This is a genomic window from Bacillus sp. MUM 116 (assembly GCF_001866655.1).
Taxonomy (GTDB): Bacteria; Bacillota; Bacilli; order Bacillales; family Cytobacillaceae; genus Neobacillus.
Genome location: NZ_MLYR01000081.1, coordinates 1 through 17,084 on the forward strand (window position 1 = coordinate 1; position 17,084 = coordinate 17,084).

The window sequence follows — 17,084 nt, forward strand, 5'->3', positions numbered from 1 at the left end:
GCAACCTAGGAAAAAAGCAGTTCATTTTTTCCCTCAAGGGGCAGGACGCTTGCACTGGACAATTCTTTAAGACGAAAATTTTATACTTTCTTTACTTTTAAAATTAAGACCTTCTGGAAGCAGAAGGTCTTTTTAAATTTGCCGTTTTCAGAGCATTTTGATACAATGAAATGAATATCTAAAATTAAGTAAAAATATGTTTTATTGCCATGTAATGCGGGAAAAATAGGCGTATTGATGGTTTTTGATTAATTGATTATTTTTATTTCCCTTCTTGCTGCTTTTGTCATAAAATATAAGTACAAGGATTTTTGTCCTTTTATTAACAAATCTCACTAAAATGGTCCTTTCTAAAATTGGGAAATATGCTTTTGGCATCATCTGCTTGGGGGTATTTAGTCCCTTCAATATGGAAAACGGAAGGGAGAGGTAATAATGGAGATTGAAAGAATAAACGAGAATACTGTAAAGTTCTACATTTCGTATGGTGATATAGAAGACAGAGGCTTTGACCGGGAGGAAATTTGGTACAATCGTGAACGCAGCGAAGAACTCTTCTGGGAAATGATGGATGAGGTTCATCAAGAAGAAGAATTTGTAGTGGAAGGTCCACTATGGATTCAAGTTCAGGCATTGGAAAAAGGCTTAGAGATTCTTGTTACGAAAGCACAGCTTTCTAGAGATGGACAAAAGTTTGAGCTACCAATTCCCGGTGAAAAAATGAAGGATTTACCTGTCGATGAGAATATTGAAGAAATCCTTGATCAACATTTCAATCCAAAGCAAGAGATCGAAGAAGAATTTTTGCTCGATGAAGATCCACTTGAATTTATGCTGGTTTTCAAGGATTTTGAGGATGTCATTATGTTGTCGAAACGTGAAGGCCTCGATGATTTAAAAACGATTCTTTATTATTTTGAAGGCAGATATTATCTCTATACTGAATTTTTAGAGGATATTTTTGAGGAAGATCAAATAGATGATATTTTAAGCATCCTTCTCGAATACGGTACGGAGACACAGGTTACCATCCATCGGGTTCAAGAATATGGAAAAGAAATAATTTCTGAAAATGTTTTTGCTGAAATTAGGAAATATTTTCGATAAAAATTAGGGCCGGTTTCAATTGTGAAATCGGTATTTTTTAGTATATTACATTTTTAAAGTGCAGGTGAGGACGCTGAAAAACACAGTAAGGGTTGTTTTATTTGCTGTCGTAATATCCGTTCTTATGGTGATTTTTAAAGGTCAGATCAAGGGGGGCTTATTCGGTGTATTTAGCCTCTTTATTTCTTTGTCCGTTATTTTCATTGGTATTGTTATTTTCCTTGAGAATCGGCACCCTACACAAACGATTACCTGGCTGGTCGTTTTAGGCGGGTTTCCTCTTGTTGGCTTTATTTTTTATCTTCTTTTCGGCCGGAATTACCGAAAGGAAAAAATGTACCGTAAAAAGTACTTCCTGGATAAACAAGCTTTCTTGAATGTTGAAGGGGAAGATGACCCGAGGAGCAAAGAAAAATTAAGTTTGATGAGGGAACATCAAGGAAAATTATTTCGGCTGGCACAAAAGCTTGGGAACAGTCCGATATCCTTTGATACATCAACCAAAATTTTAACGAATGGGGAAGAAACTTTTGAACATATTTTACAGGAATTAAAAAAAGCCAAACACCATATCCATCTTGAATATTACATAGTCCGTAATGATCAGATTGGGCAAGAAATAAAAGCGATATTAATTGATAAAGCAACGCAAGGAGTAAAAGTCCGCTTCCTTTTTGATGCGGTCGGGTCTTGGCAATTATCCAGGAAGTATATTACGGAATTGAAAAATGCCGGGATTGAAACCGTTTCTTTTGGACCAGTCAAACTTCCATTTTTAAATAATAAATTCAATTTCCGTAATCATCGGAAAATAATTGTGATTGACGGTACTGTAGGATTTGTTGGAGGTTTAAATATCGGTGATGAATATTTGGGAAGAGTTAAAAGTATCGGATATTGGCGCGATACACATTTAATGTTAAAAGGGGAAGCCGTAAGAACACTTCAATTAATTTTTTTGCAGGATTGGTATTATATGACCAACTATAGTTTTTTAACGGCGGAATATTTATCTCCACAACTTGATCATAAAAGCCATGGCGGTGTTCAACTGATTGCCGGAGGACCGGATAATGAGTGGAGTGTTATAAAAAATATCTTTTTTTCCATGATTGCTTCCGCAGAAAAATCGGTTTGGATTGCTTCTCCATACTTTATTCCGGATGAAGATATCTTTTCGGCGATTAAAGTTGCCGCTTTAAGCGGTATTGATGTTCGGCTCCTGGTTCCCAATCGACCGGATAAACGAATTGTTTTTCATGCTTCACGCTCCTATTTTCCCGAACTATTGGAAGCAGGGGTAAAGGTATATGAGTACGAGCGGGGGTTTATGCATAGTAAAATTATTATTGTAGATGAAGAACTTGCTTCGATTGGAACTTCTAATATGGATATGCGAAGTTTTCATTTGAATTTTGAAGTCAATGCCTTTTTGTTCCGAACAAAGAGTGCACAAAAGCTTGTGGATGAATATGAAAATGATTTAAAATTTGCTAAGCAACTTGATTTAAAGACGTTTCAAAAGCGACATTTTGGTTTACGATTATTAGAATCGACAGCAAGGCTAATGTCCCCGTTACTATAAAAAAGATAGGTTTGAAAAAAGCAATCGGTAAAAAAAGCCGATTGCTTTTTTGGGGATTTTATAAAAGGAAATTTAACCAATAAATCGAATTAATAAAGGAGGAGGTGTGTGTAGGTATGTTAACAGCATATACGAAAGATGGTAAAAAAATATGTCTGGGCTATAACTATAAAAAGGAAACACTATTGTACTTTAGGAGCAGGGAAGAATTTTTTTGCCCAGTTTGTGGTGAAAGTGTTTTATTAAAGCTGGGGGACAAGCGAATGTATCATTTTTCTCATAAAAAGGGAAGAGAATGCAGTGCTTCTTATGAAAATGAGTCGATGTATCATATGCAAGGTAAACTTCAGCTTTATCAATGGCTATTGCGTCAAAAGATTTCTGCTGCATTAGAATTTTATGATAAGGAAATCCAGCAGCGCACTGATATCAAGTTTACTTTTAATAATCAAAAATACGCTTTGGAATTTCAATGCTCCCCAATTGCGGAGGAAATTTTTCAAAAAAGAACGAAAAGCTATCTGGATGCCGGCTATATCCCTCTCTGGATAATAGGGGATAAACAAGTTCATCTGAAAAAGAAAAATATTATTTCACTTTCCAATTTCCACTATCTATTTTTACAACAGACAGTAGAAGGAAATTTTTATATACCCTCCTATTGCCCCGAAAAAAAGCATTTTCATCTACTAGATTCCATTGTTTCGTACTCCATTAAAAATGCCTTTGTACAAAACCGCTATTACCCCATTACTCAGGAAAAAATTGATTGTCTCTTGAAGCCGAAATACTTTTATGAAATAAATCTTGATTCTTGGATTATTGAATTGGAGAAAACGAGTATGAATTGGGCCCTTCACCCAAATCCGATGCATAATTCCTTCCTCCACGAAGTCTACAAACAGAATCTTAATCTTTTTCTATTACCTCCGGAAATTGGTCTTCCAGTTCATTCTTCAATTTTTATTCAAACTTCACCAATCATTTGGCAAACCTATTTGTATCTTGATATTTTGGCAAAAAAACAGCCGATGGATCTATTTACAATAAAAGAGGTGGAAAAGAGTTTTTATAAGCGAATATGCAAAAAACAAATCATCCTGCGCGATTTAACGTTAATAAAACCGTCAAATCCTAATGCGGCGGTTATTGAATATCTATTTCTATTGGAAAAACTCGGAATTGTAAGCCATAATGGGAAAATGGTCTTTCAAATAAACAGGAATATTTCCATTCCAAAATCTAATCGTGAAAGAGAAAATAGGAAAACCACCTTTTTTCAAAAATATCGTGGAATGATTTCAAAATGATAAATGAAATGATTTTGAAGGGCATAATATTAAAGGATGAAGGAATTTTGATGGAAAAGGAGAACTATGTATAGTGGATTCTTTTGGTAATTTAAAAGAATAGAATGGAGGATGAAAGATGGCAAATGAAACTGCTGTTAAAACACTGCCAGCCAGAAGTGAAATACTAGTTGAAGAAACCTGGAAATTGGAAGATATATTTGCAAATGATGAAACATGGGAAAAAGAATTTCAGGAAGTTAAAACTCAAATTCCCGGAATAAAAGAATTTGTAGGAAAGCTGGGGGAGAGTGCGGAAACTCTATATAAAGCTCTTCAAGCACAAGATCAGATCCTTGAAAGGCTCGGAAAACTTTTTGCTTATTCCCATATGAGATATGACCAGGATACAACGAATTCATTTTATCAAGGGTTGGATGACCGAATCAAAAATCTTTACTCTCAGGCTGGAAGTGCGCTTGCGTTTATCGTTCCGGAATTATTATCGATTGATGAGAATAAACTTAAAGGATTTTTATCTGAAAAACCGGAGTTAAAGCTTTATGAACATGCTATTGAGGAAATTAATCTGCAAAGGCCGCATGTCCTTTCTGCTGAAGAGGAAGCGTTATTGGCAGAAGCAGGTGAGGTGATGGATGCTTCCAGTAATACATTTGGGATGTTAAACAATGCTGATTTAGAGTTTCCATCCATTAAGGATGAAAATGGGGAAGAGATTGAAATCACCCATGGCCGGTACATACGTTTCCTAGAAAGCTCGGACCAGCGTGTTCGCAGTGATGCCTTTAAAGCGGTGTATGAAACCTATGGGAATTTCCGCAATACATTCGCAAGCACCTTAAGTGGTAATGTGAAGAAGGATAATTTCAATGCAAGAATCAGAAAGTATCATTCGGCAAGACAAGCGGCACTGACAGCCAATAATATTCCTGAAAGTGTCTATGATAATCTCGTTAATACGGTGAATGAACAACTCCCATTATTACACCGGTATGTAAAGCTGCGCAAGAAAGTATTGGGACTCAAAGAACTTCATATGTATGATCTCTATACTCCACTTGTAAAGGATGTAAAAATGGAGATTAAATATAATGAAGCAAAGGATATTGTTTTAAAAGGATTAGCTCCTTTAGGAGAAGAATATGGAAAAGTATTAGAGGAAGGTTTTGAAAACCGCTGGATTGATGTTCATGAAAATAAAGGGAAACGAAGCGGCGCCTATTCTTCCGGATCGTACGGCACGAATCCATATATCCTTCTGAACTGGCAGGATAATGTAAATAATTTGTTCACACTTGCCCATGAATTGGGACATTCGGTGCATAGTTACTATACTCGGAAATCACAGCCCTATCCATATGGGAATTATTCCATTTTTGTTGCTGAAGTGGCATCTACCTGTAATGAGGCATTGTTAAATGATCATTTATTAAAAACGATTGATGACGAGCAAAAACGCATTTATTTATTAAACCACTATCTAGAAGGCTTTAGAGGAACCGTATTCCGTCAGACCATGTTCGCCGAGTTTGAACATCTCATCCACCAAAAACTCCAAAATAACGAGGCATTAACGGCTGATTTATTAACAAAAGAATACTATAAGCTAAACAAAAAGTATTTTGGGGAGGAGGATATTGTAATCGATGAAGAAATTGGTTTAGAATGGTCAAGAATTCCTCATTTCTATTACAATTATTATGTTTACCAATATGCGACCGGATTTAGTGCAGCAACCGCATTAAGCAAACAGATTTTAGAGGAAGGGGAGCCTGCTGTTAAGCGCTATATCGAGTTCCTTAGCGCGGGAAGCTCCGATTACCCTATTGAGGTTCTTAAGAAGGCGGGAGTGGACATGACAAGCTCACAGCCAGTTAAAGATGCCTGCAAAGTCTTTGAAGAAAAATTAAATGAACTGGAACAGCTTTTATCATAATAAAAGGATGGTGCCTCTCCTAGTGGCATCATCCTTTTTAAAATCCTTTAAAACGGTTCCTCTGATTCATAAAAAATAAAAGGACAAAGATTGAGAGAAACAAGAGAGGGATACTAATGAATAAAGGGAAAATTTTTAAGAGAGCGAGTAAATGAAGAAAAAAAGCCAGGATAAAAAACAAAACCATAATTAAAAACGGGAGCTTTTTCATTGTGATCGTCCACCTTAAAATTTGTTTATACTAATGTATTGGTCAAAACATAAATATATGACTTTTTGACAATATTGTGAAATAAAGCACAAAGTCATTGTTTAGGGTAAAGATCAATGATATATTTAACTCGTGAAGTTGATCACAACAAACATAACCCCTTTTTTGACCGTGAAAGATTTCTCCCATCCCCTTTTGTTCGTATTTAGGAAAAGACCTTGCAGAACCGGAGCTGCAAGGTCTTTTCGTGAATCTACAAAAAAGGGGGGTGGGACTCGCCTCCTTTTTATTCTGAAATATATCGCCAAAATGTCCCATATTTAGCTGGTATTTGTTCTACGACTTGTTTTAGGAGTAATTTTTTCATTTCCCTTTCTACTTGTGAAATGGTCATATTGTAGACAACTGCAATTTCTTTTGAAGCGACAAATCGAAAAAATTTTAAGAAAGCCTCTAGCTGTGGCGGCGGTGATAGCACAGGCCGCTCTGAAAGCATTTCCTCGAGGATTTGTACATAAATTTCATATGGGTAAGTGCCGGTTATTTTAATCCCTTCATCTTCAACATTTTCGTTAAAGAAGACAAGTGTTGGAATCTCATGGACATCCATTTCGGATGTAATCTTTAAATCACATTGAATCGCTTTTGCCGCACTTTCAGAATGGAGGTCAGAGTTAAACTCCTCAATATCTAATCCAACCTCTGCGGCACAACCCTTTAATACATCCAAATCCGAGATATTTTTTTTATCTAAAAATAAAACCTCCTGAAGTTTGCGCAGAAATCGGATTCCTGCTCGTCTTCCTTGGAGTTCGGCTGCCTTTATGGCAATCGAAACAATATGCGGAGAGTCAATCGGATTTTCATACCAAAGACTTGAATCACAGGACATGCCCGATCTGCTTGCTGTCTTTTCCCATAACTCCACGAGATTTTCATAATTCTTTTTTTTGCTAAAATTTAAATTGGCCAATCTGCCGCTTAGAACATGCTTAATCGAAAAATATCGTCCATATTCGATATGCAGCTTTTTAAGAATCGGTTCAAGCGCCCAGCATTCCGGGCAAATAGGGTCAATAAACACGTAGAGTTCAATAGGCTTTTTCTCACTTTTTCTACATTGCTTTCTTGAACTTGAGTGTCCAATATTGCTCACAATAATTCACCAGTTTCTCCGGCATCAGGGGTATTAATCATATGTTGGGCGGTAAGATGCAGTCTTGTATAAAATTCGTCCCGTAGTGGACCTTCTAAACCTACTTTATCCATTGCCTGTCTCATACAGGACAACCATGCTTTTGCACGGGTAGGGGTTACCGGAAAGGGTAAATGACGCGCACGCATCATTGGATGTCCATGTTCTTCTGTATATAATGGTGGTCCACCTAAATATTGTGTAAGAAACTGCTTTTGTTTTCGGGCAATTTCAGTAAAAGAATTAGGGAAGATTGGTGCAAGATCAGGATGTTGTGCAACCAGCCCGTAAAAAGTGTCCACAAGACGGTGTAATGTTTTTTCGCCGATGGCTTCATAGGGTGTAGGCTTACTCTCAATCATGTTGACAACTCCTTTAGTAATGTTTGTATGAGTTTATTTTATCAATGGCTTTTTCATATCTCAAATAAATCGCTCTAAATGACTAAATTAATCCTTATCTCCATTAGTAATATTTACACAAAAACCTTCTTTTAATTGAAAAAGAACGTTGAAAAAAAATCCTTTTAATTATTTTGAATATATTTCTGTCGATAAAATCGCTGGATTTTATTTTCTGTTTTTCTGTGAGGGATAGCGTATTTATTTAGCAAAACCTCAAAATTCTGTTTTCCAATTTGGTCGTTTTCGACCTCATATTCTAATTCAAAGTCCTCTTTATTCAAATAAAGGCTGTGGTCAAGAACGAGAAGGCCGCCTTTATACTCTAACTCTGCTCTTTTTGTTACAAGAGACCCAAAATACCTCATTTCTGAAAACACGATATTTATTTTAGAAAGGAGATCCTTGATAGCACCTCCTGGAAGTTTGCTTTCTTGGATGGCAAGGGCTGCCTCTTTTTCGGTAATTTTTTGCGTTGTTTCCAGTAATCCGACATCAGCAGGCTGCTTTAATGTCATTTCATATTGTTTTCCTTTTTGACGAATCCGTAAAGCGGAATGTTTATTTTTCAAAGCAAAATCAAGAGTATCAAAATAATGATTTTCCTGTGTGATTATGCTTTTTTCAGCGATATTGAATTTTTTCAACAGAAAGTCATATTCTTCTTTCATAAGCATATTTTTAAATTCAATTTCAATGTTTTGAAACATCTTCTGCATCCCTTCCACGTTAATGTATTCTATAATATTAACACGACTACAATCCTTGGGAGAAATGGTTGGATTATGCTAAAATAAGGTAGTGAAAATGGAGGTTAAGTCATGAAAAATAAATTAACAGCAATTAATGGAAAGATTATAGAAAATCAGATCGTATTTACCGTAAATGAAGCGATTCATCATTTACAGCCTGCAGAGCAGATTCTTGTAGACTCCGACAACCTTTCCTTTATTTATTTAATGGAAGATAAGGAGGAGTATGCCTATATTGCTTTCCCAGAAGAGACTTGGGAATTTTTAAAAACAGCAGTAGAGAACAAACTATCTGTATATCTTTCCTTTAACGATCAACAGATAGAATTACCTCAGTTTACGGAGGAGCTTGAATATATCATCAGTAATATCAAAGGAAATGGGAATTACGGGGATGAAATGGTAACAAAGGTAGAGGAGAATTTCTAAAGGTTATTTGGGGTGAAAGTATGAAACACTTGGATAAATTTTTAGCTCCATATAAACAGGCAGTTGATGAGCTTAAAGTTAAATTAAAAGGAATGCGTGGGCAATTTGAAATGGACTCCAGCCACTCACCGATTGAATTTGTGACAGGCCGTGTAAAACCAATTGCCAGTATTTTAGATAAGGCATCCCAAAAGGGCATTCCGCTCGATAAATTAGAGGAAGAGATGCAGGATATTGCCGGGTTGCGCATGATGTGTCAATTCGTGGATGATATACATACCGTGGTGAATTTATTAAGAAATCGCAATGATTTTGAGATTGTTGAAGAAAGAGACTATATTTCTCATAAAAAGACAAGCGGCTACAGATCCTACCATATGGTAATTCGTTACCCTGTCCAAACCATCCATGGCGAAAAGAAAATTCTCGTTGAAATTCAAATTCGAACATTAGCCATGAATTTTTGGGCGACGATTGAACATTCTCTTAACTATAAGTATAAAGGGGTCTTTCCGGTCGATATTCATATGCGCCTAAAAAGAGCTGCAGAGGCAGCATTTCGACTGGATGAGGAGATGTCATTAATACGTGGTGAAATTCAAGAAGCCCAAGCATTCTTTACAAGAAAAAAAGAATTGAAGCAAGAAGAGAAAAATTAATTACCGGTAAGGAGTAAATAAATGAAATTTGCGATTACTTCAAAAGGGGATCAAAAGTCCAATATTCTGATGCATAAAATGAGGACTTATTTACTTGATTTTGATCTTATTTATGATGAAGACCAGCCGGATATTGTCGTGTCTATTGGCGGTGATGGGACATTACTGTATGCCTTCCACCGATATAGCAGCCGCTTGGATAAAACGGCATTTGTTGGAATTCACACCGGACATCTTGGGTTTTTTGCGGATTGGACTCCGGATGAAATTGAAAAGCTTGTGATTGCGATTGCCAAAACACCTTATCAAGTGGTTGAATATCCTCTTCTTGAGGTTATCATTCGATATAAGCATGCAGGTCAAGAATCCAGATATCTTGCCCTCAATGAATCAACTGTGAAGGGTGTTGAGGGTACTCTTGTAATGGATGTTGAAATCCGCGGCCAGCATTTTGAACGTTTCCGTGGTGATGGCCTTTGTGTCTCCACGCCTTCAGGGAGTACGGCTTATAACAAAGCGCTGGGAGGAGCAATTATTCATCCGTCGATTTCAGCGATTCAGGTTGCTGAAATGGCTTCGATTAATAACAGGGTATTCCGGACCGTTGGCTCACCGCTTATCCTTCCTTCTCATCATACCTGTATGCTGAAGCCTGTAAACCATTCAGATTTCCAAGTCACGATTGACCATCTTACCTTGCTTCATAAGGATGTTAAATCGATTCAGTTTCGGGTGCCCGATGAAAAAGTTCGCTTTGCCCGCTTTCGGCCATTTCCGTTCTGGAAAAGAGTACACGATTCTTTTATCTCGGATTAGTGGTTTGGAGGAGTGGATTTGTCTTCACATTTTAAACTCAAGTGGAAGATTGAAAATAAGGGTGCTGGGAAGCAGATAAAGGATTTTTTAAAAGATGAGGAAATCTCCCGGACCGCACTAACCGATATTAAATTCAAGGGTGGGAAAATTCTTGTTAATCAAGAAGAAGTAAATGTGCGGTACAAATTAAACACAAATGATGTTTTAACATTAATTTTTCCGAAAGAGAACCCAAGCGAAGGTGTAATGGCAGAGGATTTGCCGCTCGATATTTTGTTTGAAGACGAATATCTACTTGTTGTGATAAAACCGGCAGGGATGAGCACTATTCCTTCAAGGGAGCATCCTAATGGCAGTCTTGCCAACGCCCTTGTCGGATATTACCGACGGATTGGGTTAGCTGCTACTTCCCATATTGTTACAAGGCTTGACCGGGATACATCCGGAATTGTCTTGATTGCAAAACACCGGCATGTTCATCATTTATTTAGTAAAGCCCAGCAAAAAGGCCAAGTGAAAAGAATCTATGAGGCATTTGCTGGTGGAATCATTCAAGCGGATGAAGGGACAATCGAGAAGCCAATCGGTCGAAAAGAGGACAGTATTATTGAAAGGGAAGTCCGTCCAGACGGCCAGTATGCTTGCACCCATTATAAAGTTATTGGAAGACATAGAGCATTTACCGATGTGGAGTTGCAGCTCGAAACCGGAAGAACTCATCAAATTAGAGTTCATATGTCTTCGATTGGGCATCCACTTCTAGGGGATGATTTATATGGAGGAGAAACAGCTTTGCTTAAACGGCAGGCACTTCATTGTAAAAAAATTACGTTTTCCCATCCATTTTTGAAGCAGGAAATGACTTTTACAGCAAAACTGCCAATCGATATGCAAAAACTAATGCAGGCTGACCGCTAAATGAATTCCGTGTCAGCCTGTATTGATTATAAGATAAGAAAAAAATTTTGGGCTTCGAGAAATGTCTAGCGCAAGCGTCCTGCCCCTCTAGGTCGCAAACCTGCTCCTGCGGCAAAGCATATTCGAGGGAGTCCTGTTCACCTCGCCGCATGCCAGCAATGATGCAAAATCAGTGATTGTAGGCATGCCGATGAAGTCAAAGAACGACTTCACCGTCAGGCCCGCAAGCAGCTGTCGAGGCTGCCCAAGGAGCTTGCGCTTTTCTTTTTAGATATATTAGCCCATTTTTACTCAAATGGCTTAAATTTTTCTTCCACATATGGCATAGTAGAATCCACAGAAACGATTTCCATTTCAGGATACCTCAGGGCAGTCAGTTTTCCGCCAAATACAGCACCAGTATCAATATTATATGTATTGTTTATCATTCTTGGTTCCTTTACGGGTGTGTGGCCATAGACAATGCAGGCATCGCCATTGTAGTTTTTTGACCAATCTCTTCTAACAGGTGATCCGTCCGGGTGCTTTTCACCGGTAATATCTCCGTAAAGAACAAATGTCTTTACCTTTGAACCGGATTGTCCAATCATCTCTTTCTTAATGCCTGCATGGGCAATAATAAGTTTCTTTTTGTCTAATACTAAATAAAGCGGTGCTTTTTCATAAAGCTCCATAAATTTTTTTCTGATTGAATCTTTGGCATTTTTATTTAGCGATTCAAATTCAGCAACGGTTGTTTCCAGGCCATGTGCGACTTGAACCTTGTTACCAAGGAAGAAGCGGTATAATTTATTGCAATGGTTTCCTGGAGTGTAATAAGCTTTCCGCTGCTCAATGACCAAGCGCCAAATGATGTCAATCACCTTTAGGGACTCTGGTCCCCGATCGGTTAAATCGCCTACAAAACCAAGAAATCGGTTTTCTGGATGAAGAGGAATTCCCCTTCTCCAATCATAGCCCAAATTTATTGTAAGTTCTTGGAATTCATTAAAGCAGCCATGAATATCTCCGATTATATCTATTTTCATTAGGATGAACCCCCTTTACCATCTTATTTTTTGTTTTTTTATTGATTTTATTTGTGAAGGAGGAAACAAAATTGGGACAGCAAGCTTCTGTCATTTCCTTATTGATTGTAGTTACAACTGCATTTTTAACCCCGATTATCCTGCATCGCTTTAAATTGAATTTTATTCCCGTAGTTGTTGCTGAAATTATTATGGGGTTAATCATCGGAAAAAGCGGCTTCAATGTCGTTCATCAAGACATGTGGATATCGACTTTGTCTACACTGGGATTTATCTTTTTAATGTTCTTAAGCGGCTTGGAAATTGATTTCACCGCCTTTTCAAAAGGGAAGAAAAGAGAGATTCTTCCAAACGGAAAGAAAGAACCAAATTCTTTTGCCGTCTCTACATTTATTTTTATAGGGATTTTTATTTTTTCTTTGGTCCTATCGTTTGTTTTTGTCATCCTGAATTTTATTCATAATGCTTTCTTAATGACTCTAATTATTTCCACGATCTCGTTAGGGGTTGTAGTACCTACCCTTAAAGAAGCTAAGCTGATGAAAACGGTAATTGGTCAAATCATTCTGCTTGTTGCAGTAATTGCCGATTTGGTTACGATGATATTGCTTGCTGTCTTTGTCTCGCTTTATGATAAAGGCCATGGGAATACATGGCTGTTATTAATTTTATTCGCCGCCGGTGTTGGACTTTATTTTGTTGGGAAACGATTGAAAAACCGCGCTTTTGTCAAAGCACTCGAAACAGGGACGGCTCAAATTGGCACAAGGGCTGTATTTACGCTTATTATCGTCTTAGTAGGATTATCTGAAACAGTTGGAGCGGAAAATATTTTAGGAGCTTTCCTTGCAGGAGTTCTTGTTTCCTTATTGGCTCCGAATCAAGAATTGGTTCATAAGCTTGATTCCTTTGGATATGGGTTTTTAATTCCAATCTTTTTCGTTGAAGTTGGGGTAAAACTTGATATTTGGTCGCTTTTTAGTGAAAAAAAACTTTTACTGTTAATTCCGCTTTTATTGATTGGCTTGCTGCTATCCAAACTTATCCCTGTATATCTTCTAAAGCTTTGGTATGATACGAAGACAGTTGTGGCCTCAGGATTTTTATTAACCTCTACCCTATCCCTTGTCATTGCAGCAGCCACAATCGGTGAGCGGATGAAGGTTATAACAGAACAAATGAGCGGAACACTAATTTTAGTTGCAGTGATTACATCTATATTCACACCTATTGTGTTTAAAAAGCTTTTTCCAAAAGAAGTGGTCTCGAATCGAAAGGTCAGTGTCGCTTTCTTGGGTGCGAATCAAATTACCCTGCCTGTTTCAAGGGAACTAAAGTCTGGTCTGTATGAACCGATTCTTTACCACACTAAAATTGAGAAATCGGAAAAGCAGATTGCAAACTCTCTTTTTGAAATTGTTGAGATTCCGGACTTCACGCTTGAAACGATTGGTCAAACCAAGGTATATCAATCGGAAGTTGTGGTTATTTCAACAGGAGATGAAGAATTGAATGCTTTACTGTCTGTTGCCGTAAAAGAAAAAGGTGTGTCAAGGGTCATTGCCAGGATTGAAAGTCCCGATTTAGAAGAAAACCTAAAGGAACATAACATTGAAATATTTTCAGTGTTTAAGTCAACCAATGCTCTGCTTCGTTCATTAATTGAATCACCAAGAGTGATTAATATTTTGACCAATCAAGAGATGGCCCTGTATGAAATTGCCATGACAAACGAGCAATTTGACGGGATGTCATTAAGGAGGTTTCCGTTTACAGGCGATATCATTTTTGTCCGGATTTTCAGGGGGAATGAATCCATTGTGCCCCATGGGGACACTGAACTTCAGCTAAACGACCGTTTAATTGTGACGGGATCAAAAGAATATGTAGACCAATTAAAAAGAGAGCTTGAATTTTGTGAGAACTGTTAAAAAACAATCTAAATGTGTACATACCATTGAATTTGGTGTAAAATTAGTACCAAGTGCTAATAACTTGTATTAAATATAGGAGGAACAATAATATGCTTTCATTAAATGGAAAAACATTTGTAGTTATGGGTGTTGCCAATAAACGCAGTATTGCTTGGGGCATTGCCCGCTCCCTTCACAATGCAGGTGCAAGACTAATTTTTACGTTTGTAGGGGAAAGGCTTGAAAGCAGCGTCCGTGAATTGGCGGACTCACTTGAAGCAGAAGGTACACTTGTATTGCCTTGTGATGTAACAAGTGATGATAGCATTGAAAAATGCTTTGCAACAATTAAAGACGAAGTAGGTGCGATTCATGGGATTGCACATTGCATTGCTTTTGCAAAAACCGAAGAATTAAAAGGTGAATTTGTGAATACATCCAGAGATGGATTCTTGCTTGCCCAAAATATCAGCGCTTTCTCATTAACTGCTGTTGCCAAAGCAGCACGGGGCTTAATGACAGAAGGTGGAAGTATCGTAACCTTGACCTACCTGGGCGGGGAACGTGCAATTCAAAACTATAATGTTATGGGTGTTGCCAAAGCTTCTCTTGATGCAAGTGTCCGGTATCTGGCTTCTGATCTTGGTAAGGATGGAATTCGTGTTAACTCCATTTCTGCTGGCCCGATTAGAACCTTATCCGCAAAGGCAATTGGTGAATTTAATACCATTCTTAAGGAAATTGAAGAAAGAGCACCATTGCGTAGAACCACAACTCCGGAAGAAGTTGGGGATACTGCTGTATTCTTATTTAGTGATCTATCCCGCGGTATTACCGGTGAAAACATTCACGTTGATTCCGGGTACCATATTTTATAATGATAAAAGCCTGCATTTTTTGCGGGCTTTTTATTTTTGAAGTGAACGAGTATGGGCATCCCGCATACATATAGAGTGAAGGACTTTGTAATGGAGGTGCCCATGAATTTATGACAGAAAAGAAAAATGAAGGTCCACTACTTTATATTTATCAGCCTTTTTCAAAAACCCCTTCCAATAAAATGCAGGAAGTGTACAGGATTAAACCTGAAAATACGCTTCCGGTAGAAGAAGAACAACAAAAAGGCGCAAGCAAGAGGAATCATGTAAATAACATTCATGAGGAGGAGTCAAAACAGGAGACGATACCAATTGAGATAACCAAGTCCGAAAAAGAGGCTGTCGAAAGAAATGAAAAAAGCAATAAGCCAAGATATCCCTTTAAAAGGGTTAAGAGCTTTAGGGAAATGAACATGACGGAACGATTGGATTATTTAGTGGAGTTTCCCAAAGCTTTGCCGCCTGTACCTTGTGTATTCTATACAAAAGATAAAAACTATCAGGGGTATTTACAGGATTACGAAGGACAAGAAATTACCATTCAATTTCATGATCAGACCACTAAAAAGATTCCAGTGAAAGAATTAAAAGATGTCATAATGATTGGAATAAAAAACTAAAAATAAAAAAAGCCAGCCGTTATCGACTGGCTCATTTTTATTAGATACAAATTCCCAAGTTAACATCAGCGATACATTGTACTGCACAGAAGCATTTTAAATCAACTGTTATGCAGTCATTGCTTGCGCGGAAGCGGTCCACTTGGCAAACCCTTGAAAGATCAATAGTTCCATTATTTACAAGGTTTACCGGAACAAAATTCCCGCTTTCTTTGCGACCAGGGATCAAAACACGAAGTGTAGCACAGCAGTTGTCAAATATATCTTCCACCCTGAAGAAAATGGACACACACGCGTTGTTTTCGCCATTAAAGAATGCATGGAATGGATTCCCACTTTCATCACTTAAAACAAACACACGAGTATCAACTGGTTCTCTTCTTGTAGGTGAAACTAATGAGCCAAGTGGTTCAGTAAAACAACTTGAACACTCCGCACACTCATTTTCAACAGCATTATCTTGTATATCTTTAATCGCACGAACTACTTCGCACACACAGCTGCCACTTTGAAAATCGTTATGATTATTTCCACAACCCATTTATTTTTCCTCCTTAAATCCGTGATATATATCTTACATTACTAACATATTTAAGAGGGCCCTTTTGGGTTACGGACAATTGCCTTTTTTAAAAAAATTAGGCTAGGTCCCTATATCAAAGACAGAAAGGACAAAGAAGGTATGGAAATTAATCTTTTACAATTCATTATTTTGGGGCTTGCTGCTTTTAGATTAACAAGATTATTGGTTTTTGATAAAATTACAGAATTCTTGCGCAATCCGTTTTTTACAGAAGTAATCGAAGAAAACGATCAAGGGGAAATAGAAGTTTATTATGTACCAAAGGAGACACCCATCAAAAGATTTTTTGGAGAGCTTTTAAGTTGTTATTGGTGTACAGGAATTTGGTCTTCCACCGCCTTGGTCCTCTTAAATTATTTTTATCCTGATATCTCTGCTCCAATTGTAATGATTTTAGCAATTGCAGGTTTTGCATCGATATTAGAAACCATTGTTCAGAATTGGCTACAAAAATAAATAAAATTATGGTTATTCATTGAGACAAGATTTTATTTTTGCACATATCTTAAATTATAATTGTCAAATACAGGGGTGGAGAGTACGGTGAACAAGCAAAATAAAAGTAATAAATATCAAAGTTCGAACCAATCCTACTTTAAAGAATCAAAGCCAATTAAAAAAAATGGCTGCGGCTGCGGGAAAAAAACTCAGAAGTAAAGGGAAACACTGCTTGGTGCAAACCAGCAGTGTTTTTTATTCCTTAAGTCATAATTTTGCCTTCTGTCGAAGAAACTAGATGATAA

The 17,084-nt window shown here is 37.4% G+C and carries 17 protein-coding genes; 12 read left to right on the plus strand and 5 right to left on the minus strand.

Features of this window, described 5'->3' with window-relative positions:
• Nucleotides 1-435: 435 nt before the first annotated feature.
• From mecA to pepF, 4 genes are all read left to right on the plus strand, one after another.
• Nucleotides 436-1,107 (plus strand): adaptor protein MecA, encoded by a 672-nt coding sequence (gene mecA, locus BIV60_RS18535; protein WP_071357196.1) that lies wholly within the window; start codon nt 436-438, stop codon nt 1,105-1,107.
• A gap of 73 nt (nt 1,108-1,180) precedes the next feature.
• Nucleotides 1,181-2,692 carry a cardiolipin synthase gene (gene cls, locus BIV60_RS18540; RefSeq protein ID WP_071357231.1) on the plus strand — a complete coding sequence of 504 codons (1,512 nt, stop codon included), beginning with the start codon at nt 1,181-1,183 and terminating at the stop codon, nt 2,690-2,692.
• 116 nt (nt 2,693-2,808) lie between these two features.
• A complete protein-coding gene (locus tag BIV60_RS18545) occupies nt 2,809-4,002 on the plus strand; it encodes a competence protein CoiA (protein ID WP_071357197.1) in 1,194 nt (397 codons plus the stop codon).
• Nucleotides 4,003-4,120: 118 nt separating this feature from the next.
• Nucleotides 4,121-5,938: an oligoendopeptidase F gene (gene pepF / locus BIV60_RS18550; protein ID WP_071357198.1), complete on the plus strand. Its 1,818-nt coding sequence runs from the start codon at nt 4,121-4,123 to the stop codon at nt 5,936-5,938.
• A gap of 497 nt (nt 5,939-6,435) precedes the next feature.
• Here the strand turns inward: pepF and BIV60_RS18555 are convergent, their stop codons facing one another.
• From BIV60_RS18555 to BIV60_RS18565, 3 genes are all read right to left on the minus strand, one after another.
• On the minus strand, nt 6,436-7,305 hold the full coding sequence (locus BIV60_RS18555; protein WP_177177339.1) for a ClpXP adapter SpxH family protein: 870 nt from the start codon (nt 7,303-7,305) through the stop codon (nt 6,436-6,438).
• Nucleotides 7,302-7,706 (minus strand): globin domain-containing protein, encoded by a 405-nt coding sequence (locus BIV60_RS18560; protein ID WP_071357200.1) that lies wholly within the window; start codon nt 7,704-7,706, stop codon nt 7,302-7,304. The genes BIV60_RS18555 and BIV60_RS18560 overlap by 4 nt, the downstream gene beginning before the upstream one ends.
• Nucleotides 7,707-7,870: 164 nt before the next feature.
• Complete coding sequence (locus BIV60_RS18565; RefSeq protein WP_071357201.1) at nt 7,871-8,455, minus strand: CYTH domain-containing protein; 585 nt, start codon at nt 8,453-8,455, stop codon at nt 7,871-7,873.
• Nucleotides 8,456-8,566: 111 nt separating this feature from the next.
• On the opposite strand from BIV60_RS18565, the gene BIV60_RS18570 reads away from it, so the two are divergent.
• The 4 genes from BIV60_RS18570 to BIV60_RS18585 are packed head-to-tail and all read left to right on the plus strand — an operon-like array spanning nt 8,567 to nt 11,319.
• Entirely contained in the window at nt 8,567-8,926 is a 360-nt protein-coding gene (locus tag BIV60_RS18570; RefSeq protein WP_071357202.1) for a UPF0738 family protein, read from the plus strand.
• Between the two features lie 20 nt (nt 8,927-8,946).
• Entirely contained in the window at nt 8,947-9,585 is a 639-nt protein-coding gene (gene yjbM, locus BIV60_RS18575) for a GTP diphosphokinase (RefSeq protein WP_071357203.1), read from the plus strand.
• A gap of 21 nt (nt 9,586-9,606) precedes the next feature.
• Nucleotides 9,607-10,401, plus strand: coding sequence for an NAD kinase (locus BIV60_RS18580; protein ID WP_071357204.1), 795 nt, complete (start codon nt 9,607-9,609; stop codon nt 10,399-10,401).
• A gap of 18 nt (nt 10,402-10,419) precedes the next feature.
• Nucleotides 10,420-11,319, plus strand: a complete 900-nt coding sequence (locus tag BIV60_RS18585; protein ID WP_071357205.1) for an RluA family pseudouridine synthase — start codon at nt 10,420-10,422, stop codon at nt 11,317-11,319.
• Between the two features lie 287 nt (nt 11,320-11,606).
• Here BIV60_RS18585 and prpE read toward each other — a convergent pair whose 3' ends face one another.
• Nucleotides 11,607-12,347: a bis(5'-nucleosyl)-tetraphosphatase PrpE gene (gene prpE / locus BIV60_RS18590; RefSeq protein WP_071357206.1), complete on the minus strand. Its 741-nt coding sequence runs from the start codon at nt 12,345-12,347 to the stop codon at nt 11,607-11,609.
• A gap of 71 nt (nt 12,348-12,418) precedes the next feature.
• Here prpE and BIV60_RS18595 point away from each other — a divergent pair, with 71 nt between their 5' ends.
• From BIV60_RS18595 to BIV60_RS18605, 3 genes are all read left to right on the plus strand, one after another.
• The gene (locus BIV60_RS18595; RefSeq protein WP_071357207.1) at nt 12,419-14,278 is read left to right on the plus strand and encodes a monovalent cation:proton antiporter family protein; all 1,860 of its coding nucleotides are present in this window, start codon (nt 12,419-12,421) and stop codon (nt 14,276-14,278) included.
• Nucleotides 14,279-14,370: 92 nt separating this feature from the next.
• Nucleotides 14,371-15,138 (plus strand): enoyl-ACP reductase FabI, encoded by a 768-nt coding sequence (fabI, locus tag BIV60_RS18600; protein ID WP_071357208.1) that lies wholly within the window; start codon nt 14,371-14,373, stop codon nt 15,136-15,138.
• A 110-nt stretch (nt 15,139-15,248) separates the two neighbouring features.
• A complete protein-coding gene (locus BIV60_RS18605) occupies nt 15,249-15,758 on the plus strand; it encodes a CotO family spore coat protein (protein ID WP_071357209.1) in 510 nt (169 codons plus the stop codon).
• A 40-nt stretch (nt 15,759-15,798) separates the two neighbouring features.
• On the opposite strand, the gene BIV60_RS18610 is transcribed toward BIV60_RS18605, so the two are convergent.
• A complete protein-coding gene (locus BIV60_RS18610) occupies nt 15,799-16,299 on the minus strand; it encodes a CotY/CotZ family spore coat protein (RefSeq protein WP_071357210.1) in 501 nt (166 codons plus the stop codon).
• A 141-nt stretch (nt 16,300-16,440) separates the two neighbouring features.
• Between BIV60_RS18610 and BIV60_RS18615 the strand changes: the two genes are divergently transcribed.
• Entirely contained in the window at nt 16,441-16,797 is a 357-nt protein-coding gene (locus BIV60_RS18615) for a DUF1360 domain-containing protein (protein ID WP_071357211.1), read from the plus strand.
• The last annotated feature ends 287 nt before the right edge of the window (nt 16,798-17,084 follow it).

Coding starts and splice junctions, on each gene's coding strand:
- BIV60_RS18565 (WP_071357201.1), bottom strand. CDS start 8,455: ATGTTTCAAAACATTGAAATTGAATTTAAAAATATGCTTATGAAAGAA.
- BIV60_RS18615 (WP_071357211.1), top strand. CDS start 16,441: ATGGAAATTAATCTTTTACAATTCATTATTTTGGGGCTTGCTGCTTTT.
- BIV60_RS18560 (WP_071357200.1), bottom strand. CDS start 7,706: ATGATTGAGAGTAAGCCTACACCCTATGAAGCCATCGGCGAAAAAACA.
- BIV60_RS18570 (WP_071357202.1), top strand. CDS start 8,567: ATGAAAAATAAATTAACAGCAATTAATGGAAAGATTATAGAAAATCAG.
- BIV60_RS18545 (WP_071357197.1), top strand. CDS start 2,809: ATGTTAACAGCATATACGAAAGATGGTAAAAAAATATGTCTGGGCTAT.
- yjbM (WP_071357203.1), top strand. CDS start 8,947: ATGAAACACTTGGATAAATTTTTAGCTCCATATAAACAGGCAGTTGAT.
- prpE (WP_071357206.1), bottom strand. CDS start 12,347: ATGAAAATAGATATAATCGGAGATATTCATGGCTGCTTTAATGAATTC.
- pepF (WP_071357198.1), top strand. CDS start 4,121: ATGGCAAATGAAACTGCTGTTAAAACACTGCCAGCCAGAAGTGAAATA.
- mecA (WP_071357196.1), top strand. CDS start 436: ATGGAGATTGAAAGAATAAACGAGAATACTGTAAAGTTCTACATTTCG.
- fabI (WP_071357208.1), top strand. CDS start 14,371: ATGCTTTCATTAAATGGAAAAACATTTGTAGTTATGGGTGTTGCCAAT.
- BIV60_RS18610 (WP_071357210.1), bottom strand. CDS start 16,299: ATGGGTTGTGGAAATAATCATAACGATTTTCAAAGTGGCAGCTGTGTG.
- BIV60_RS18580 (WP_071357204.1), top strand. CDS start 9,607: ATGAAATTTGCGATTACTTCAAAAGGGGATCAAAAGTCCAATATTCTG.
- BIV60_RS18605 (WP_071357209.1), top strand. CDS start 15,249: ATGACAGAAAAGAAAAATGAAGGTCCACTACTTTATATTTATCAGCCT.